The 20291-nt window shown below is 61.1% G+C and carries 12 protein-coding genes; 5 read left to right on the plus strand and 7 right to left on the minus strand.

The annotated features are described in order from the left end of the window. Nucleotides 1–13: 13 nt before the first annotated feature. The 5 genes from HCF10_RS13045 to HCF10_RS13065 form a co-directional block, all read right to left on the minus strand. Nucleotides 14–1465 (minus strand): efflux transporter outer membrane subunit, encoded by a 1452-nt coding sequence (locus HCF10_RS13045; protein WP_167655686.1) that lies wholly within the window; start codon nucleotides 1463–1465, stop codon nucleotides 14–16. Beyond that, nucleotides 1462–1935, minus strand: a complete 474-nt coding sequence (locus HCF10_RS13050; protein ID WP_167655687.1) for a MarR family winged helix-turn-helix transcriptional regulator — start codon at nucleotides 1933–1935, stop codon at nucleotides 1462–1464. The genes HCF10_RS13045 and HCF10_RS13050 overlap by 4 nt, the downstream gene beginning before the upstream one ends. 144 nt (nucleotides 1936–2079) lie before the next feature. After that, a complete protein-coding gene (locus HCF10_RS13055) occupies nucleotides 2080–5751 on the minus strand; it encodes a translocation/assembly module TamB domain-containing protein (RefSeq protein WP_205885673.1) in 3672 nt (1223 codons plus the stop codon). Continuing rightward, nucleotides 5751–7478 (minus strand): autotransporter assembly complex protein TamA, encoded by a 1728-nt coding sequence (locus HCF10_RS13060; RefSeq protein ID WP_145337633.1) that lies wholly within the window; start codon nucleotides 7476–7478, stop codon nucleotides 5751–5753. Before HCF10_RS13060 ends, HCF10_RS13055 begins: the two co-directional genes overlap by 1 nt. Nucleotides 7479–7542: 64 nt before the next feature. Beyond that, nucleotides 7543–8187: a GNAT family N-acetyltransferase gene (locus HCF10_RS13065; protein WP_131698104.1), complete on the minus strand. Its 645-nt coding sequence runs from the start codon at nucleotides 8185–8187 to the stop codon at nucleotides 7543–7545. Between the two features lie 168 nt (nucleotides 8188–8355). On the opposite strand from HCF10_RS13065, the gene xthA reads away from it, so the two are divergent. Then, nucleotides 8356–9168 carry an exodeoxyribonuclease III gene (xthA, locus tag HCF10_RS13070; RefSeq protein WP_131698105.1) on the plus strand — a complete coding sequence of 271 codons (813 nt, stop codon included), beginning with the start codon at nucleotides 8356–8358 and terminating at the stop codon, nucleotides 9166–9168. Nucleotides 9169–9317: 149 nt separating this feature from the next. After that, a complete protein-coding gene (locus HCF10_RS13075; protein WP_167655689.1) occupies nucleotides 9318–10652 on the plus strand; it encodes a substrate-binding domain-containing protein in 1335 nt (444 codons plus the stop codon). A 120-nt stretch (nucleotides 10653–10772) separates the two neighbouring features. Here HCF10_RS13075 and HCF10_RS13080 read toward each other — a convergent pair whose 3' ends face one another. Then, the gene (locus HCF10_RS13080; RefSeq protein ID WP_029298342.1) at nucleotides 10773–12002 is read right to left on the minus strand and encodes an acyl-CoA dehydrogenase; all 1230 of its coding nucleotides are present in this window, start codon (nucleotides 12000–12002) and stop codon (nucleotides 10773–10775) included. Between the two features lie 166 nt (nucleotides 12003–12168). Between HCF10_RS13080 and HCF10_RS13085 the strand changes: the two genes are divergently transcribed. The 3 genes from HCF10_RS13085 (at nucleotide 12169) to HCF10_RS13095 (ending at nucleotide 14528) form a co-directional block, all read left to right on the plus strand. Further along, on the plus strand, nucleotides 12169–13104 hold the full coding sequence (locus HCF10_RS13085; protein ID WP_131698107.1) for a LysR family transcriptional regulator: 936 nt from the start codon (nucleotides 12169–12171) through the stop codon (nucleotides 13102–13104). Nucleotides 13105–13219: 115 nt separating this feature from the next. Then, entirely contained in the window at nucleotides 13220–13612 is a 393-nt protein-coding gene (locus HCF10_RS13090; RefSeq protein ID WP_090402693.1) for a MerR family transcriptional regulator, read from the plus strand. A 16-nt stretch (nucleotides 13613–13628) separates the two neighbouring features. Beyond that, the gene (locus tag HCF10_RS13095; RefSeq protein ID WP_167655690.1) at nucleotides 13629–14528 is read left to right on the plus strand and encodes a hydroxymethylglutaryl-CoA lyase; all 900 of its coding nucleotides are present in this window, start codon (nucleotides 13629–13631) and stop codon (nucleotides 14526–14528) included. A gap of 549 nt (nucleotides 14529–15077) precedes the next feature. Here the strand turns inward: HCF10_RS13095 and HCF10_RS13100 are convergent. Next, nucleotides 15078–20249 (minus strand): NEL-type E3 ubiquitin ligase domain-containing protein, encoded by a 5172-nt coding sequence (locus HCF10_RS13100; RefSeq protein ID WP_167655691.1) that lies wholly within the window; start codon nucleotides 20247–20249, stop codon nucleotides 15078–15080. Between the last annotated feature and the right edge of the window lie 42 nt (nucleotides 20250–20291).

Raw genomic sequence — 20291 nt, forward strand, 5'->3', positions numbered from 1 at the left:
CAAATACCTCAAATTATTCCGTGCGAGTGGCTGGGGTGGTCGACGCCACGTTGTCGGCGTTGTATCCGCCACCCAGGGCCTGCATCAATTGAATCGACAGATCGATCTGCGCGGCATTCAGGGTCGCCAGCTGACGCTGGGCCTGCAGCAATTGCTGCTCGATGCTGAGCACATCCAGGTAGTTACCGATCCCTGAGCTGTAGCGCTGCATGCCGGTGTCGTAAGACTGCTGGGCAATGTCCGCAGCATGTTGCTGGGCCTGGATCTGCCGACCGGTTTCGCGCAGTTGCGAAAGGGTGTTGCCGATATCGCCCAAGGCCTGCACCAAGGTCTTGTTGTACTGGGCTACCGCCAGGTCGTAGTCGGCATCGCGGGCATCGAGGTCGGCGCGCAGGCGGCCGCCGTCGAAGATCGGCAGCGAGATCGTCGGCGCAATATTGAAGAAGCGGCTGGCCGAGCCGAACATCGCATCCCCCAGCAACGACTCGGCCCCGGCGCTCGCGCTGAGGTTGAGGTTGGGGTAGAAGCGCGTCTTGCTGGCGGCGATGTCCTTGCTCGCCGCCTCGACTCGCCAACGCGCGGCGATCAGGTCCGGGCGACGGCCCAGCAGTTCGGCGGGCAGCACCGAAGGGACGGCGACGGCGGCGGGTTTCAACACGCTGGGGCGCGCCAGCTCATTGCCGCGGTCCGGGCCTTTGCCAAGCAACACCGCCAGGGCGATCTTGGCGCTCTGCAGTTGTTTTTCCGCGTCGATCAGTTGCGACTGGGAGCTGGCTTCCAGGCTCTCGGTCTGCTGGTACTGGTACTGGCTGTCGATGCCCGCGCTGAGGCGACGCTTGCTCAAGTCGAGCATTTGCCGGGTGCGCTTGAGGTCATCGCTGGCCAGGTCTCGCACGATATGCGCCTGGCCCAGGTCGCTGTAGGCCTTGGCCACATCGGCGGCGAGGGTCAGGCGCGCGGCCTGCTGGTCGACTTCGGCGGCGCGGGCCTGGCCCAACGCGGCTTCCCAGGCGGCGCGCTGGCCACCCCAGAGGTCGAAGTTGTAATTGAAGCTGGCACCGATATTACGCACGGTCGAATAGGCATCGCCCTCGCCGCGCGGGTCCTGGTCCTTGGCCAGGCGTGAACGGCTCACGCCGGCGCTGGCATCCAGGGTCGGCATGCGCGCGGCATTCGCGGCATAGGCGGCGGCTTCGGCCTGATGGGCACGGGCGCTGGCGACTTGCATGTCGGGACTGTTTTGCAGGGCTTCCTGGATCAGGCCGTCGAGCTGCGGGTCGCCGAGGCTTTTCCACCAGTCGGCGCTGGGCCAGGCAGCATTCGACAGGGTCACGCCGCTCAGGGATTTGCCGGTTTGCAAGGTGTTGGCGTCGAGGCGCTTGCCCTGGGTGTCGAGGCCGCTGAAGTTGGCGCAACCGGCCATGCTCATGGCCACAAGCACCAGGCATAGGGCACGTGTGTTCATTCTTTACCTACCCGCTGCAGGGTGATGGGATCACCGGCAGCTATCAGAATTTTCTTGAGGATCCGTTCCAGGGTTTGCAGCTCGCCGGGCTCAAGTACGCCCGCCAGCTGGTTCAACGCTTGGGCGCCTATGTGCGGCAGCATGTCTGCCAGGCGCTGGCCGTCGGCAGTCAGCACCAACTGCACCTGGCGACGGTCCAGCTCGGAACGCTGGCGGCTGAGCAAATTTTTCTGCTCCAGCCGGTCGAGCATGCGGGTCATCGAACCGCTGTCCAGGGACAGGTTGCGGCACAGCTCTGCCGGGGTGTCGACGCCGAACTGGGCCATGATGATCAACACCTTGAACTGCGCGGCAGTGATGCCGTGGGGTTCCATGTGGGTGTCGATGATGCGGTCCTTTAGGATCGCCGCGCGGCCCAGCAACAGGCCAAGGTGGCAGTTGTGGAAGTTTTCGGGGGTGAAATGAGGCATCGGAAGTCACCTTATTACTGCCTAGGCAGTGAATGTATGACGAGATGTTACTGCCTAGGCAGCGAAAGTCAAATGGAATAATTAGCTTGCTTGCTAATGTGGGAGGGGGCTTGCCCCCTCCCACATTTTGTACTGCGAAAGGATCTAGAAATCGCGCTTGTAGAAGATGTCGAGGGAACTGGCCACACCACTCGCCACTTCCAGGTACACCCTCTTGCTCAGCAGGTAGCGCAAGGCGATGGTGCTGGCCGGTTCGAACACCCCCACGCCGTAACGCAGGCTGAGTTTCTCGGTGATCTTGCCGCTGGCCACCACCGCCGTGGTGGTGCCGCTGCCCTGGGTGTCGAGGTCGAAGTCCTGGATGCCCAGCTTGTTGGCAAGATCCGAGGTGACCCCGGCGCTGCCCATCAGGCCCAGGCCAAGTGCGGCCTGGGCGAGCATGTTGTTGTCTTCGCCCGTGGTGCTCAGCGGGCGACCCAGCACCAGATAGGACAGCGCCTGCTCCTGGCTCATGGCCGGTTCCGAGAAGATCTGTGTGGTGGGCTGCTCGGCGCTGCCGCTCAGGCGGATGCCGGCCACCACATCATCGGTCTTACGAATCGCCTCAATATCCAGATAGGGCTGGTCGAGCGGCCCGGCGAACAGCAGGCGTGCACGGCGCACATCGAGCCGTTGCCCGTAGGCACGATAGCGACCGTCGTTGAGCCACAACTCGCCACGGGTATCCATGTTGTCGCCGATGTGCACATGGCCCTGCACCTTGGCGGTCAGGCCAAAGCCCGAGAAGTTGAGCTGGTCTTCGCCCACTGCCACGTCGATATCCATGGCCATGGCCATCGGCGGCTTGCCCTCTTCGGTCTGGCTGCCGACGATCACGGTGTCATCCGAGACCTTGACGGTGGAAGGCGGCAACTCACGCATGGTAATGTCGCCGCGTGGGATCCGCACCTTGCCGGCAATCGCCAGTTTGTCGTTCTTCAGGCTGATTTTCAGGTCCGGCGCCACTTCCAGCGTGGCGTAGGGTTCCACCGTGACCGGCAGTTGCGACCCTTGCAGGCTGAGGTCCACCGCCAGGGCCTGATCCCAGTCGATCTGGCCCTTGAGGCTGCCCTGCCCGGCCTTGCCACTGCGCCATGCGCCGTTCAACTGCACGCGTTCACCGGCAATCAGCGCCTGCACGTTCAGGCCTTCAAGGCTGATGGGCAGCTCCGGCCCGGAGACTTCGCCGCCCACCAGGTTAAGGTTGCCGTTGACCTGTGGCGCCAGCAATCCTCCGGAGAGCCGGCCGCTGCCGTTGAGCTTGCCGTTGAGTTTCTCGACCATTGGCACAAACGGCCGTGCCACGGCGAGATCGAGGCCGGTCAGGCTGAAATTGCCGCTGATCGGCTTGTTTTTCGGCAACGGGTTGATCTGCGCCTGCAACAGCAACTCGCCGAGCTTGCCGCCACGGAAGTTCAGCTGGGTGTCGATACGCTTGGGGTTGAGGGTGGTTTCCAGCTTGAGGGTGTCGTAGGGGAAATCCAGCCACTGGTCCTTGTCCTTCACGCGCAGGGTGCCGCCACTGGCATCCACCGAGACCACGCCTTTGGGGCCGCTGTCGGGCAAGTCCAGTTGGATGTCGGCGTTGAGCTTGCCCTGCCAGGCGAAGTCCTTGGGCAAAAACGCCGCCAGGCTGTCGATGGGGAATTGCTTGAGGTGGTAGCGCAACTTGGGTTCGGGCATCAGGCGCTGGTCTTCACCGCACAGGCTGGCGGCGCCGGAGACCCAGCAGTGGGCCGCGAAGGTCAGCTTGCCGTCGGCCATGCGCTCGATTTTTGCCGGCGCTTGCAGCCTCCAGTCCTGGCCACCCGCCTGCACATCGCCACTGGCCAGGCGGCCGCGCCAGTTGCCTTTGTCGAGGTTGCCATCCAGGGCCAGGGCCAGTTTGACCAAGGGGCCGGCCAGGTCGAGTTGGACCTTCTGGCTCCTGATGTCGCCCTGGGCGCTGGCGGTGAGCGTGCCGACCTGGGTGTCGCCGCTTTGAATGCCGCTGCCCTTGAGGTCGATTTTCGCGCGCTGGGCACTGTCCAGGTTCGCGTCCAGGCTCAGGCTTTGCAGGCGATTATCGGCGAACGCCAGTTGCTGGCCCTTAAGGTCGAGTTTGCCTTGGGGCGCCTTGAGGCTGCCGGCCACGTCGAGTCGGCCATTCACCTGCCCACGCAGCTGCGGCCACAGCTGGGCCAGGCGCGCCAGCTTGATGTCGATCTGCCCGGCCAGGCGTTGCTGCAGGCTGCCGCTGCCGTTGATGCGGTTGTCGCCCAGGCGCATATCCAGGTTGGCCAGGGTCCATTGCTCGCCCGCGCCTTCGGCCTTGGCCGCCAGCACTGCGGTTTGCCCGCGCAGGCGGCCCTTGAGGTCGAGATCGGCGTTGAGTGTGAGCTGTTCGTTTTTGAATTCACCTTGGCTGCGCAAGGGGCCAGCCAGCGTGCCAGGCAATTCCGCCACCCAGAAAGCCGGGTTCAGCGCCGACAGGTCCAACGCTGTATCCCAGGCAATGCCATCGGCAAATTGCAGGTTCAGATGCCCTTCGGCCTTGCCTTGGCCGGCGGTCAGTTTCAGCTCCGGCAGGAAGATTTGCGTGAGGTCGCCACTGAACGGCGTGACCACATTGAATTTGCCGGCCGGGCCGTCGAGGTCGGCCTTGAGGTTGCCGAGGTAGTTGCCGTCTTTGTAGGAAACCTCACCGTTAAAGGTGCGCACTACCACCTGTGGCTCGTCGATCAGCGGATAGAGGCGATGCCAGGGAAAATCCAGCCAATCGATCTTGGCCTCGGCGCTGAAGCCTTGTTGCCAATCCAACTGCGCCGTGAGCTTGAGGCTTTTTTTGTCGCCGGCATTCAGGTCCAGGCCAGCGATCTGCGCGCCCTTGGCGTCGACCCTGCCTTGCAGCAGCAGGTCCACCGGGCCTTTGTCCGCCGGCAGCACAGCTTTGCCCAGCAGTTGGTAGCCACTGCCCAGGTCACCCTTGGCGGTGAGGTCCAGTTGATTGAGTTGCAGGGTGTCGGGCAGATCGGCGCTGAGTTTGAAGCCATCGGCTGTGATATGCACCTCGGCCGGGAGGTTGTCCGCCAGGGGTTGCAGCTCGCCCTTGAGTTTGGCCGGCAGGTAGCCGCTGCTGTCGGCGTCGAGCCTGAGGGTCTTGAGCAGGTCGCCCTCGACCTTGAGCGCGACCGTCCACGGCGCGCCGCCGGGGGCGTAGGGCAGGCTCAGGTTGCCGCTGGCGGTCAGCGGCCATTCGCCACTGGGTTGCAACAGGCCGTTCAGGTCCAGCACCAGGCCGTCCCGTTGCAGGTGCGCCGCGTCAATCTGCATGCCGGCGGCGGTCCAGTGCGCGGCCAGTTGCAGGCCCTTGAGTTCTTCGCTGCCGTTAAACAGCAGGCTGCCGACACGAACGTCGCCCAACTGAATGGAAACGGGCAGCTTCAGGTCCGGCAATTGAATCGGCCCGCTGCTCTCTTCGGTGCTCGGCGCAACGTCCAGGCGGACTTGCTCCACGTCCAGGCGATTGATGCACAGGGTCATGCGCAGCAGGCACGCCGGTGACCAGTCAAACGTCGGGGCATCGAGTTCGACGCGACTGCCGTCTTGCGCCCACACCAGATGATCGGCGCTCCACTGGCCGCCCAGACGGCCCTGGAAATTCTCCACGCTCAACCCCGGTACACGCCCCAGCGCCCAGCGACTGCCCGCCTGGGTACCGAGGACCGCCCACAGGGCCAGCAACAGCACGGCAAGGATGGCCAACACGGCCAGCCCCGCTATTTTCACACCACGCATCACAGCTCAGGCCCCATGGAAAAGTGCAATCGAACGCCGCCCGGGTCTTCCAGGGCATGGGCCAGGTCCAAGCGGATCGGACCGACCGGCGAGACCCAGCGAATGCCGACGCCGACGCCGGTTTTCAGGCTGGGCAAGTCCAGGGAGTTGAACGAGTTACCCTGGTCGATAAACGTCGCTATCCGCCATTTTTCGGCGATGGAATATTGATACTCGGCGCTCAGGGCCACCATGTAGCGGCCGCCGATACGGTCGCCCCGGTCGTTCTCGGGTGACAGGGTCTGGTACTCGTAACCGCGCACGCTCTGGTCGCCACCGGCGAAGAAGCGCAATGACGGCGGCACCGACTTGTAGCCGTTTGTCGCACTGCCGCCGACCTGCGCCCGTGCCAGGAAACGGTGGTTGTCCCACAGGGTGGTCAGGCCCTTGACCATGGCCGTGCCGTAAAGCAGGTTGGTGTCGGACCCCAACCCCTCCTTGGCCACCTTGCTGTCGAATTGCAGGCGGTAGCCGTTGTGGGGGTCGATGCGGTTATCGCTGCGCAGGTAGGAATAACTGATCCCCGGCATCACCAGGTTACTCAGGCCCGAGTCATTGCCCAGGCGATATTCTTCGCGCTGGTATTTGAGCGAGATCACCCGCGTCCAGCCACTGGGCAACTTGCTGTGCCATTCGGGCCCGAGGGTGAGCAATTTACTCAAGGTGTCGGTGTTGGCGATTTCTTCATTCTGGTAACCGCCGGCAAAACGCAGCTTATCGGTGAGCGGCGGGTCGAGCGGGATGTCGTACCACAGCCCAACGTTCTGCCGTGGCGCCGACAACTCGGCTTCCCAGCCATAGCTGTGGCCCTGGGGATTGACCCAGTGGCGCGTCCAGTTGGCCTTGCCGCGCGGGCCGACGTCGGTGGAGAAACCCAGGCCCAGGCCCATGGTGCGGGGCTTGCGGGTCTCCAGGTTGACGGCCACCGGAATCACATCATTGGCCGAAGCTGCGGGGGCCGCGTCGACGCGCACGCCTTCGAAAAAGCCGCTGGCTTGCAGGTTCTGGTTAAGTTCGGCGATCAGTTCGGAATCGTAGGGGGCGCCACTTTTAAACGGCACCATGCGTTGCAGCAGCTCTTCGTCAAAGGGCGTATCGCCGGCAAAGCTGACCTTGCCCAAGGTGTAGCGCGGGCCGCTGTCATAGATGAGTTCGATATCGGCGACGCCGGCCTGGGGGTCTACCGAGAGTTTCTGACTGGTAAAGCGCCCGCTGAAAAAGCCGTAGCGCGAGGACTGGTTCTGGATAAGACGCTTGGCGTCTTCGTAGTGGCCGTGATTGAGCACGGCGCCGGACTTGAGGTCATCGCTGGCGGGCACGCGAAAGGCCTTGAGGTTCGCGGCAGGGCCGTCGACCCGAATGTTCACGTTGCGCAAATGCACCGGTTCGCCGGGGTCGATGGTGAGGATCAGGCGCGGGTTCTCGCCGCCCTTCACATCGCTTTCGATCCGGGGCTGATAGAAACCGAGTGCCTGGGCGGCTTTGCGCGCCTGCTCTTCGGCACCACGGCTGAACCGCAGCAAGGCCTCTTCATCACGCTCGCCCACGCCACCGATATAGCCTTCGATGTTGGCTTTCAACGCGTCGTTTGAAGGCTTGATCCGCACGTCCAATTCGCTTTGCGCGAATGCGCCGCAGCTTGTGAACAGCAGAACCAAGCCGCTGGTAAATCTTCCTGGAAACTTCATAGGCGCGGATGCTACACGAGCTGGGGAGAAACTTAGAACTCAGACGATTCTGAAAAATTCTGCGCTAAGCCGTTGCAGCATGTAACACCTGCGGATTGGGGTGGAAAAATACGTGTTCCAGAATCGGTCCTACCGCCACTTCGCCGATCTCTTCATAGCCCTGGCGCTTGTAGAACTCCAGATAGCGCGAATTCCCCGTATCCAGTACCACACCGGATGAGTGCGGGTCTTCCGCGCACCAGTTGTGCACCGCTCCCAGCAGCTGTTCACCGTAGTGCTTGCCCTGGAATTGCGGGTGAATGCCCATCAGCGGCAACACATGCACCGACTCGTTGGGCAAGCAGGCCATTACCGCATAGTGGTAGTCCAAGTAGCGCCGGGTGCCGCGCACGCCGGTGCTCAACCACATACGCAATTGCCAGGCCCAGCTTTCGGTAATCCCCAGGCGCCGCTGTGGGGGCGCGATCAGCGCGATGCCGATCAGGCGGTCGTTGATGAACAGCCCAATCGCCGGAAGTTTCTGGAAGAAATGCTGCTTGACCAGTTCGCGCACCGTGGCGCGTACCCGTTGTTCATAGCCTGCGCGTTCAGCTTCAAAGATGTAGGCAAACGTCGGCTCATGCCGATAGGCCTGGTACAGCAGGGAGCGGGCTTCGCGGGAATAGCCGCTGTTGAGCAGGCGAACTTCGCCAATGGCAGTGTCAGTCATACAGTCAATCTCCCTGGGCGCCACTCAATAGATGGCGTTCTTATGGGTACGAACCTACGCAGCACCAGTCGTTCCCAGACATTAGCAGTGCATCTGTCCTACCGCCACGCTGGCCCCCGTCCGACTTGTCCGCTAGCATCGCCCTTTTGCCAGACTGGACCGCCGACCATGAAAATCGTCTCCTTCAATATCAACGGGCTGCGCGCCCGCCCTCATCAGCTGGCGGCACTGATTGAAAAACACCAACCCGACGTCATCGGCCTGCAGGAAACCAAGGTCCACGACGACCAGTTCCCCCTGGCCGAAGTGCAGGCCCTGGGCTATCACGTGTACTACCACGGGCAAAAAGGCCACTACGGCGTGGCACTGCTCTCGCGCAAAGAAGCATTGAGCGTGCACAAGGGCTTTGCCAGCGATGAAGAAGACGCCCAGCGCCGCTTTATCTGGGGCACCTTCGCCGATGAAAACGGCCAACCGATCACCATCATGAACGGCTATTTCCCACAAGGTGAAAGCCGCGACCATCCGACCAAGTTTCCGGCCAAGCGCCGCTTCTACGCAGACTTGCAACACCTGCTGGAAAGCCAGTTCAGCAACGACCAGGCCCTGGTGGTGATGGGCGACGTAAATATTTCCCCGGAAGACTGCGACATCGGCATCGGCGCCGACAACGCCAAGCGCTGGCTGAAAACCGGCAAGTGCAGCTTCCTGCCCGAAGAGCGCGAATGGATGGCGCGCCTGAAGAATTGGGGCCTGGTGGACAGTTTCCGGCACCTCAACCCCGAGGTGGCCGACCGTTTCAGCTGGTTCGACTACCGCAGCCGTGGGTTCGAGGATGAGCCCAAGCGTGGGCTGCGCATTGACGTGATCATGGCGTCAACCGGCCTGGTGCCGCGGGTCAAGGATGCGGGCGTGGATTATGACCTGCGGGGTTTGGAGAAACCGTCGGACCATGCACCGATCTGGCTTGAACTCAGCTGATCGCCCTGACTGTGCTCGGGCCAAATGTGGGAGGGGGCTTGCCCCCGATCGCGGTGTATCAGTAACAGATAAGCTGACTTTCAGTCACATTACTGAAATCCAACTGACTTAATCTCGCAGCACTCCCTTTGGCTTGAGAAGGTGCCGGCATGATGCTGCGCGTTCTGTTCCTGTTGTGTTGCGCATTTTCCCTCTCCGTTGTGGCTGCCCCCCTCCCCGTTCCCGACCAAGGCCCGGCTTTGCGCATTCAGGGTTCCAACACCATTGGCGCGGCGTTGGGGCCGGCGCTGGTCAAGGGCTTGATGGAGCATCAGGGCCTGCAGGCGGTGCACAGCGAAGCGGCCGAGGGCGCCAATGAACAGCGCGTGGTCGGCAAGACGCGCCAGGGCAAGACAGTCACCGTCGAGGTGGCGGCCCATGGCTCCAGCACAGGGTTTGCCGCGCTGAAAAAAGCCAGCGCCGACCTGGCTGCGTCTTCCCGTCCGATCAAGGACAGCGAACTGGTGGACCTCGACCCCCTGGGCGATCTTAAAAGCCCCGAGGCCGAACAGGTGATCGCCATCGACGGCCTGGCCATTATCCTCAACCCGCACAACCCACTGAATACGTTGAACACCGAGCAACTGGCGCAGATCTTCAACGGCGAGATCGACACCTGGGAAGCGCTGGGCGGTATCGGTGGTGCCATTCATTTGTACGCGCGGGATGACCAATCCGGCACCTATGACACCTTCAAGGAACTGGTGTTGCGCCTGCGCGGCAAGCCCCTGGCCGCGTCCGCCAAGCGCTTCGAGTCCAGCGAAGCGTTGTCCGATGCGGTGAGCCGGGATCCCCAGGGCATCGGCTTTATCGGCTTGCCTTACGTGCGCCAGGCCAAGGCGGTGGCGATTGTCGATGGCGACTCGCAACCGATGCTGCCATTGAACAGCCTGATTGCCACCGAGGATTACCCGCTGTCACGCCGGCTGTTCTTCTACCTGCCGCCGTCCTCCAGCAACCCGTGGGCCAAGGCCCTGGTGGACTTTGCCCAGAGCAGCAAAGGCCAGGCGATTGTGGCGGCCAACGGGTTTATCGCCCAGCAGGTGCAGGCGATGACGGTGCAACCCCGTCCCTCGATGCCTGACGACTACCAAGCGATTGCCCGTGACGCCCAGCGTTTGACCGTGAATTTTCGCTTCGAGGAAGGCAGCGCCAGCCTGGACAACAAGGCGCGCCAGGATGTGCAGCGCGTCGTGGCCTATATAAAGAGCCACGCCAAACTCGACAAGCAGGTAACGCTGGTGGGATTCGGCGACGCCAAGAATGACCCGCAACGGGCGGCGCTGCTGTCGAAGCTACGGGCGATGGCGGTGCGCCGGGAGCTGGTCAAGAACGGCGTGGTATTGCGCGATATTCGCGGCTTCGGCGCACAGATGCCGGTGGCGGCGAACACGGCGGATGAGGGGCGGATCAAGAATCGGCGGGTGGAGGTTTGGGTGTACTGAGGGCTTAGCCTTGCGGTGTTCGGAATGGCCTCATCGGGGGCAAGCCCCCTCCCACACTTTGAATGTATTCCCAAATCAAAATGTGGGAGGGAGCTTGCCCCCGATGCAGGCGACGCGGTGTTACTGCCCGCTGCGCATCAACTCTTTAGGCACATACTTGCCGATCTCGAACTTGCCGATTGCCGCGCGGTGCACTTCGTCCGGGCCGTCGGCCAGGCGCAGGGTACGTTGCATGGCGTACATGTAGGCCAGCGGGAAGTCGTTGGAGACGCCGGCGCCGCCGTGGATCTGGATCGCGCGGTCGATCACCTTCAACGCCACGTTCGGCGCCACCACCTTGATCTGGGCGATTTCACTTTTCGCCACCTTATTGCCCACGGTGTCCATCATGTACGCCGCTTTCAGCGTCAGCAGGCGCGCCATGTCGATTTCCATGCGTGAGTCGGCGATTTTGTCGATATTGCCGCCCAGGCGCGCCAAAGGCTTGCCGAACGCGGTGCGGCTGACGGAGCGTTTGCACATCAGTTCCAGCGCGCGCTCGGCCATGCCGATGGAGCGCATGCAGTGGTGGATACGGCCTGGGCCAAGCCGGCCTTGGGCAATCTCGAAGCCTCGGCCTTCACCCAGCAGTACGTTTTCGTACGGCACACGGACATTGTCGAACAGCACTTCGGCGTGACCGTGGGGCGCGTCGTCGTAGCCGAACACCGGCAGCGGGCGTACGATTTTCACCCCAGGGGCGTCCACCGGCACCAGGATCATCGAGTGCTGCTGGTGGCGCGGTGCATCCGGGTTGCTCAGGCCCATGAAGATCAGGATCTTGCAGCGCGGGTCGCAGGCGCCGGAGGTCCACCACTTCTTACCGTTGATCACCCACTCGTCGCCCTGGCGCTCGGCGCGGGCGGCCATGTTGGTGGCGTCCGAGGAGGCGACATCGGGCTCGGTCATGGCGAAGGCCGAACGGATCTCACCGCGCAGCAGCGGCTCGAGCCAGCGTTGTTTCTGCTCTTCGTTGGCGTAGCGCACCAGCACTTCCATGTTGCCGGTGTCGGGGGCGGAGCAGTTGAACGGCTCCGGGCCCAGCAGTGAGCGGCCCATGATCTCGGCCAGGGGTGCGTATTCAAGGTTGGTCAGGCCGGCGCCCAGTTCGGATTCGGGCAGGAACAGGTTCCACAGGCCTTCAGCTTTCGCCTTGGCTTTCAGCTCTTCCATGATGGCGGTGGGCTGCCAGCGGTCGCCTTCGCTGACTTGGCGTTCGAACACCGGCTCGGCCGGGTAGACGTAAGCGTCCATGAACGCGGTGACGCGTTCACGCAGTTCCTGAACCTTGGGCGAATAGGCGAAATCCATGAGCAGCTCCCTTCTTTGAGAGGTTGTTTAGGTCATGCAATCGATGCTAGAACAGCGCTGATAATTTACCTAGCCTATTCTCGGCGTGTATTAACATTCATCACCGATATATGATCGACGTATGAGCACGTAACAAATCGCCACCTAATAATAAGAGCGCAACCCAATGAATCTGAGCAAGGTCGACCTCAACCTCTTTATCGTCTTCGACGCGATCTACACCGAAGCCAACCTGACCCGCGCCGGGCAGATCGTCGGCATCACCCAGCCGGCGGTGTCCAACGCTCTGGCCCGCCTGCGCGAGACGTTCAACGACCCGCTGTTCGTGCGCACCGCCCAAGGCATGGTGCCCACGCCGATGGCGCAGAACATCATCGGCCCGGTGCGCAATGCGTTGTCGTTGCTGCGGGTGTCGGTGCAGGAAAGCCGCATCTTCAACCCACAGCAGGCGGCCAAGACCTACCGCATCAGCATGACCGACCTCACCGAAGCGGTGATTCTGCCGCTGCTGTTCCAACGCCTGCGTCGCCTGGCGCCCACCGTGGTGATCGAGAGTTTTCTGTCCAAACGCCGCGAGACCACCAAGGAACTGGCGGCCGGGCGCCTGGATTTTGCCGTGGATGCGCCGCTCAACACCGACCCGCAGGTGCGCCACGTCAAGCTGATGGAAGACCGCTACGTGTGCGCCATGCGCAAGGGCCATCCCATGGCGGGCAAGGACAAATTCACCCTGGATGACTACCTGTCGCTGACCCATATCCATATCTCCAGCCGCCGCAACGGTCTGGGCCACGTCGACCTGGCCCTGGGCAAGATGGGCATCCAGCGCAAGATCGCCCTGCGCTCCCAGCATTACCTGATGGCCTCGCAAGTGTTGCAGCAGACCGACATGGTCATGACCGTGCCCGAACGTTTCGCCCGCCGCCATGAACTGCACTGGTTCCACCTGCCGGTCAATGACGTGCCACCGGTGGAAACCCACCTGTACTGGCACGAAAGCACCGACCAGGATCCGGCCAACCGCTGGATGCGCGAGCAGATGATCGAGTTGTGCCAGCAAGTCACCGCCCACGAAAAGAAGCTGGATAAACAACAGGCCTGAGGTTCAAGAACGCTACCTGTGGGAGGGGGCTTGCCCCCGATGGGCTGCGCAGCGGCCCTTGACGTTCACGTCAACCTGCCATTAGCTTAGCGCCAAGACCCTCTTGAGCGCCCCCATGAGCACGACCTACAGCATCTCCGACCTCGCCCGCGAGCTCGACATCACCACCCGCGCCATTCGCTTCTATGAAGAACAAGGCTTGCTGGCCCCGGAACGCCGGGGCCAGGAGCGCATCTATTCGGCACGGGACAAGGTCAGCCTGAAGCTGATCCTGCGGGGCAAACGCATCGGTTTTTCCCTCGCGGAATGCCGCGAGCTGATCGAACTCTACGACCCCACCGGCGGCAACCAGATCCAACTCAACAGCATGCTGGCCAAGATCGCCGAGCGCCGTGAGCAGTTGGAACAGCAACTGCTGGACATCGAACAAATGAAGCTGGAACTGGACACCGCCGAAGAGCGTTGCACCCAGGCACTGGCCCACACCATGGGCCAGGTTGGCCATTGATCAGAAGGTAGCTGCCATGTCCCTCCCCTCCCATGTACGCCTGGTGGAAGTCGGCCCGCGCGACGGTTTGCAGAACGAAGCCCAACCCATCAGCGTGGCCGACAAGGTCCAATTGGTGGACGCCCTCAGCGCGGCGGGCTTGAGCTATATCGAAGTCGGCAGTTTTGTCTCGCCCAAGTGGGTGCCGCAAATGGCCGGTTCTGCCGAAGTATTCGCGCAGATTCAGCGCAAGCCCGGCGTGACCTACGGCGCGCTGGCGCCAAACCTGCGTGGTTTCGAGGACGCGTTGGCGGCGGGCGTAAAGGAGGTGGCGGTGTTTGCCGCGGCCTCCGAGGCGTTTTCCCAGCGCAATATCAACTGCTCCATCAGCGAAAGCCTGGAACGTTTTGCGCCGATCATGGCCGCAGCCAGGCAGCACGGCATCAGCGTGCGCGGCTATGTGTCCTGTGTGTTGGGTTGCCCTTACGAAGGTGAGATCGCGCCCGAGCAAGTGGCGGCGGTCGCGCGGGAGTTGTATGCCATGGGCTGCTACGAGGTCTCCCTGGGGGACACCATCGGCACCGGCACGGCGGGCACCACGCGGCGGCTGTTCGAGGTGGTCGGCGCGCAGGTGCCACGGGACAAACTGGCGGGCCACTTCCATGACACCTATGGCCAGGCCATCGCCAATATCTATGCCAGCCTGCTGGAAGGCATTACGGTATTCGACAGCTCTATTGCGGGCCTCGGCGGCTGCCCTTACGCCAAGGGCGCCAGCGGTAACGTCGCCACCGAAGATGTGCTGTACCTGCTCAATGGCCTGGGGATCGACACCGGTATCGACCTGGACGCATTGATTCGCGCAGGCCTGCAAATCAGTCACGTACTGGGCCGCCCTACGGGTTCGCGCGTGGCCAAGGCACGTAACGCCGTTTGAGTAGCGCGGCCGTGACAATGTGTTACCGCACGGCTACACGTCGAGTAACACGGGAACATATTTAGTCGCATTTGCCGCAGCAAAAATCTTACTAAAAAATTAACTTATTGATTTTAAAGAGTTTTTAAAAGTTGGCACGCCTTCTGCTATCTCTATGGCATAACAAGAATAAAAAGCACCAAACCTAATAAAAATAAGACGAAACGACTCTGACATAACAAAAACAACACGGCAGAGACGCAGCTAACAGATTTTTTTGGAGAAGATGTGCTTCGCAGGGTCCGGCATGCCGAAACCCGCAACCGGTTAGTGAAAAATAAAACTACCTCAGGTAGCTACCCACTGGTTGGATCGTTAACGAAGAAGCAGATCAGCGCTCAAAAAAATACGTTTGCTCTTGACCCCGGATGGGGGTCGCCAAAAACAGCGGTAAAGGGTAACGGTTGCCAAAAACAACAATAGACCGCCCCTCAATAATAAAAAAAGAGCACGCAACGACAAATTAAAGGGGACCTCCGGGTCCCCTTTGTGCTGTCTGCACCCTGGTATTTAAAGCGGTGTTCCTTGGGTGGCGGCGAAGTTGTTGAGCACCCTGCGGGTCAAGATTCGCAGTGATCGTTGTTCCAGCGCCTGCCGCTCCACTCCCAACTGCTTGAGTTCGCTCTCAAAAAACGCACTCTGCATCGCGCCGTTCACGAGTATTTCATCCCGGCGCCTGCCCAAGAGGCCGGCCAGCCGGTCAGTCACCTGGTCATGCATCGCCTGCCACTGGTCTTTTGTGGCCTGGTCTGCGGCGCTAACCTGCTCGCCTTGCAGATCCGAAAGCTCAAATAACGCGGTGCTTTTCTCGTCGATCAGATCAAGCTCCGGTGTCATCAATGCCTTGAGCTCCTGGGGGTATCGACTGCGAAGATGTGTTTCCCAGAACAGTCGCCCGGTCAAAAAAGTCTCTTCGGCAGCGGTATTGCGCTCGTCCCTCAGCACCTGCGCATAGGCTCCGTCGATCGCTGCCTGACTCACATTGGCCTGCTGGGGAAACAGCATCTCGCGGGACTTGACCGGCAACTCAAGCCGGTCTGCAAGCAGGGTACGGTATGCCAGGATGACTTCGACCTGTTCAGTAAACCCAGGCCCCCTGGCCTCGACATCCCGCTGAGCAATGGCGTCCACCAGGGTTAAACGAAACAGCTTCCTGCCCGTAGCGATCAGCGAGCCTTCAACGTGCTCCGTTCCCACCATTTCCAGTGCCCTGGCCCCCATCAGCTCGCTTTCAAGGTTCATGAATTCAACCGAACTGCCGTCGCCACAGGTGACTCGATCATCGGCGGTGGTAAACAGCGATTCGCGAATAGCCTGGCTTTCACTTGCGGCCTCAAGCATGTCCCACACTCGCTGCGCCAGTGAGGGGCGGGTCACTGCACTGGCGTACTCGGCACTGCGGGTGGTATCGGCCAATACGGTAAAAAAAGCCGCCGACTCAGGAATGCTCCGCAGTTCGTCCCAGATCCCACCACGCCGTGTCAGCTCTGCGGCCGATGGCTCGCCCAGCCAGAGATCACGCGCCTCATCCACGGTGACGTGCTCGCCCCATTGCATCAAGGGCTCGCCCATTTGAAGGCGCGCAAGGGTGGCCGCCGACAAGGGATTTTCGTGCACGTTGATGCGCTCCCGGTGCTGATAAGCGTATTCAGGCAACGTGGTGATCTGGTTTGCATGCAGGTCGATACGGGCGAGAGCAGGCAAACGTTCGACGCCGACGGGAAATCGGGTGGTGCCGGTGTTCGGCAGATACAACTGGTTCAACTCGCGTAAGCGGCTTACATCGGCCGACCATCCCAAACGTCGATTGTGTCCCAGATTCAAAATCTTCAACTGCTGCATGCTCTCCAGGCGCGTTCGGCTCTGCTCGGTCAGTTGGATGTCATTGCTCTTCAAGTTGAGTTTGGTCAGCCCTGCCCCGCCGTTTCGAAGCGCCGGCAGTTGGGTGAAATTGTTTTCGCTCAGGTTCAACCAGCGCAAGCCGCCAAATGCCTGCAGAAAAGGCAAAGAACGGTCTGAAAGCCCCATTCGACGTAACTTCAGATGGCCCACATGATCCATATTGGCGGTAATCGCAGGCAGCTCACCGACCGCTTCTTCGGATAGATCCAGCACATGGCCGATGGGTGTGCCATCCCCCGCGAATGCCTGCGCGCCACCTCGCTGCCAGACTTCGTTGATCGTCGCCGACACTCTGCGCCTGGCACTCGCATAGCCCGACTCCTCCTCCTGCCAGTTCACCAGTGCTTTATTCAGATCGAAAAACTCCGTTTCCAGGTGCGCCAGCCTCGCCAATAGCACAGCATCCGCCGCACCTTGAAGCCCTAGCAGGGTCTCGACTTCAGCCAGGGACTTCGAGGGGTAAAGCACCATCGCTTTCATTGTGCAAACAAACGGACGCTGTGCCGCGCGCCCCACCGGACTCAGCGGATAACCGATGCGCCCATCCGCCAGGCGCATCGGTGATTTGAATCCAGGCCTGATCGTTTGCAGGCCCAGCGCACGCCGGCTTGCCTGCTCGCTCAGTGGCAGGCGCCCCAGTTGCCCTTTCAAGGCCTGGGTGGAGGACAGTAACGCTGTCCGGTGGGTGAACTGCCCGCCGCTGGCGAACCACAGCGCGCTGAAAAATGCGTCTTTGTCACTGCGACAATAGAGTCTTTGCTGCGGCACGCTGTATAACATCCACTCCTTCATGTCGCTGCGGATCAGACGAAGCTGCCTGGGGGCGGTCGCATCGCCGACCCGGTCCAGCACAGCCCCCTCATACGTATCGGCCCGCAGCTCAATACACACCCCTTCCAGTTGCCCCGGAATGGCGGCCAGCTTGTGCAGCGCCAGGTGTACACCGTCCATTGTCAACGGGTTGTCGAACAGCAGGTCGGCATGCGCCCGCATGACACGCGCCTTTTGCGCGTAACGGCGTGCCTCTTCGGCCAACCGCAACGGCAAGCGTGATGTGGGTTCAATGCAACGTGCCAACTCTTCGGGCCTGGCGTGGGCGACTATTTCTTCGGCGGCCAATTTAGGCAGGCTGGGAAAGCTGCGCTGGAGCCACTGGACATGGACATCACTGGAGATATCACCGGCCGACATTTCCAGATTGAACAGCTCATTCCGGGTGTTTTTAGCCGCTGTCAGCAATCGATCCCGGTACCTTGCGGCCCTGGCTGCAGGTGTACGCTGCGCACGCATCAGTTGCGCCATACGTTCTTCGGCGAATGTCGGTTTACCGTCAACCGAACGCTCACCGCGCGTAATGATGCCCAGCATCACCTGTTCCGCGTGTATCTCCTGCTCGACCTCGTCTTCATCCAGCAACTGGCGTATTTCACCTTCAGTCAGTTGATTAAGCATGGCGGGGAACAGGACCCCACTGCCGAGCTGTTCAGGCTGCAACTTGACCACGTCACGTGGTCTTCTCACTTTGCCTGAAAGCCACGTCAGATTGCCCTCGGAATCAAAGGCTATCAGCACCCGCGATTCAGGCCACATACCATTGTCGATCAACAACTTGACTTGCATGAACCAGTTGACGCGACTGAACACATTGGGGTCGGGGCTGCTCAGCCGATCGATAAAAGCCTGATGCTTGGCGTCGCACTCAAATCGCCGGAGCATGTCTCTGAAGAGTGGCGGCGGCGCCCGATGCTCGATAAACACCTGACGCAACTCGTCATCCGACACTCCGCTGAATAGCCTCGCCTGCTCAAGCTGGCTATCGCTCAGGTGATCGACCGTATGGCCAATACGCCGGAGCAGTGTCTTGCGGTCCCACGTCAGGGGTTGTTCGAACTCATGGACCCAGGCGCCCATACCGTTATGGTGAATGCGTGGCGCATAACGTGAATCGCCGTCGGGGTGCAAGAGCCTGGATTCACCCTCGGCGCCGGTGACGACCTTGTAGTGACCACCGTCAGTTGCCGGCAGATAGAGGCCTCCCTCATGGGCATACAGCCCCTGCGCGTTCGGCCGCAGCCCTTCGGGCAAGGCGATCCGGTGCAGGTATTGGCCCGGATTGACACTGTGCAAACGCGTGCGCCCACCGAACTCCACATGCACCAGACGCTTGATAAATGCCGTGTCTTTGGCTGCCATCAGCACTTTGGGCACCGCCAGCCCCGCCAGATCCAGACCCACCGCCGAAAAGTGCGCCCAGGCCGTGCGAGTGTCGCCTTCGGACCACGCTTCAATACCTTCGCCTATCTCATAGACCATCTGCACGGCCGCAACGACCAGCATGGCCTCCCCCAGGAAGGGCACCACGAAAGAAGCCAGATTGAGAATATCCAGTGCCGTGCTTCCCCACGACCAGAGCCAGGCGTTATACGCCTGATCATTCTTCGATTGAGTGGAGACCACGGCGGTACTGGCGTTGTTCATGATCAGCCGGATACGCTGCGTCGCGCAGTCCATCCAGACATCAGACCATGAAACACCGTACGTCCCCTGGTCGGTGATTCGAGCTTTATTTGCCGGAACAAAATCCTGATCCTCGGCATGCGCCGCGCCTGGATCAAGCAAGACCTTGAGCCGGGTAAAAAAACTGTCCTGATGGGCGAGCGGCACGAACTGGCTGAAGAATTTGCGGTATTCATCACGGCACAGGCGGGTGGTCAAATGGTCGGTAAAGGCGGCTATGTGGTCATAGCTCTTGAGGGGATGGAGGGGGTCGCCAGGGATATACACCATGCAGGGCATCGGCAGGAGCTGGGCATTCCTTATGTTTACCCGCCACTCCACCGGACCGATGATCAGGATGTTCTCGATGTAGAGGTTACACAGCCGCAACGGCGAAAACTTCACTGTGTGTCCTGACCACTTGCCGCTCGACTGACTCACCAAAACGTCGTTGATCAACTGGTGTTGCGCAGGCTGGATATCGCCCTTCATCAAGGCGATGTCTGCCGCCAGTTCCAACTGGTTTTGATGGCTGATGATCAGGCTGCTAAACAACTTGCCCGCCGGCTGGTTCTGGGTTCCTGGCGCAAGGTGGTGGTTGATGGCGGCTCGCAGATATTCGTAGTAGGAACGCCCCAGATCCAGCTCCCTGCACAGTTGGGCAAACGCGTGGGCCTGGATGTCGAGTTTGAGCGACTGGACGTTGGCTGAGGGATGCACCTGCGCGCTTGAATGCCGGTAAAAGTCGTACCGGGTGATCAAGTGACAGTCCTTACACACCGGCTCGCTCGCCTGTTCCGGAGCAAAGTTGTTCAGCGCCGCCTCCAACAGGCTGACACCTTTATAAGAATAAAACTGCGGGCCCAATTCGCTGACGCGCGTGGTCGAAACCTCAGTGAGCTGCGCGTCGCAGGTGGTCTGTTCCAGCTTGCGGGCATAGAACACCTTTCTGGTATCCAGCCGTTGCCCGAACTTTTTTTCGATCGCGTCCGCCAACAATGGCTCGGCATACTCTGCCGGCGGTTTCAGTTCACCGAGCATCTGATCCAATTGGTTCAACGACGCCCTGCTGCGCTTGTGGACCTTACCCAGCCGGTCCCTGTCAGCCTGCGAGGCCTTTTTGTACCAATCAGGAATACGCAAATCCAATGACGCCAGTTCAGCTTTGCGGCTGCCCTGCGCCTCGGTATACCAGTCGGGGATATTGTCCCTGATGACGCTCAGGTGCGGACTTTGCGCGTCCGAAACCCTGTCTGCAGGAGGGGCCGTGATGTTGTCTGTCATGCGTATAGCCTTCGAGTGGCGAAATAATGCGCCACTCTAGGC

The sequence above is a fragment of the Pseudomonas sp. B14(2022) genome, assembly GCF_012030485.1.
GTDB lineage: Bacteria > Pseudomonadota > Gammaproteobacteria > Pseudomonadales > Pseudomonadaceae > Aquipseudomonas.

Bases quoted from the DNA above. Each gene is read 5' to 3' on its own strand.
- HCF10_RS13045 (WP_167655686.1), bottom strand. From the start codon at position 1,465: ATGAACACACGTGCCCTATGCCTGGTGCTTGTGGCCATGAGCATGGCC.
- HCF10_RS13050 (WP_167655687.1), bottom strand. From the start codon at position 1,935: ATGCCTCATTTCACCCCCGAAAACTTCCACAACTGCCACCTTGGCCTG.
- HCF10_RS13055 (WP_205885673.1), bottom strand. From the start codon at position 5,751: ATGCGTGGTGTGAAAATAGCGGGGCTGGCCGTGTTGGCCATCCTTGCC.
- HCF10_RS13060 (WP_145337633.1), bottom strand. From the start codon at position 7,478: ATGAAGTTTCCAGGAAGATTTACCAGCGGCTTGGTTCTGCTGTTCACA.
- HCF10_RS13065 (WP_131698104.1), bottom strand. From the start codon at position 8,187: ATGACTGACACTGCCATTGGCGAAGTTCGCCTGCTCAACAGCGGCTAT.
- xthA (WP_131698105.1), top strand. From the start codon at position 8,356: ATGAAAATCGTCTCCTTCAATATCAACGGGCTGCGCGCCCGCCCTCAT.
- HCF10_RS13075 (WP_167655689.1), top strand. From the start codon at position 9,318: ATGATGCTGCGCGTTCTGTTCCTGTTGTGTTGCGCATTTTCCCTCTCC.
- HCF10_RS13080 (WP_029298342.1), bottom strand. From the start codon at position 12,002: ATGGATTTCGCCTATTCGCCCAAGGTTCAGGAACTGCGTGAACGCGTC.
- HCF10_RS13085 (WP_131698107.1), top strand. From the start codon at position 12,169: ATGAATCTGAGCAAGGTCGACCTCAACCTCTTTATCGTCTTCGACGCG.
- HCF10_RS13090 (WP_090402693.1), top strand. From the start codon at position 13,220: ATGAGCACGACCTACAGCATCTCCGACCTCGCCCGCGAGCTCGACATC.
- HCF10_RS13095 (WP_167655690.1), top strand. From the start codon at position 13,629: ATGTCCCTCCCCTCCCATGTACGCCTGGTGGAAGTCGGCCCGCGCGAC.
- HCF10_RS13100 (WP_167655691.1), bottom strand. From the start codon at position 20,249: ATGACAGACAACATCACGGCCCCTCCTGCAGACAGGGTTTCGGACGCG.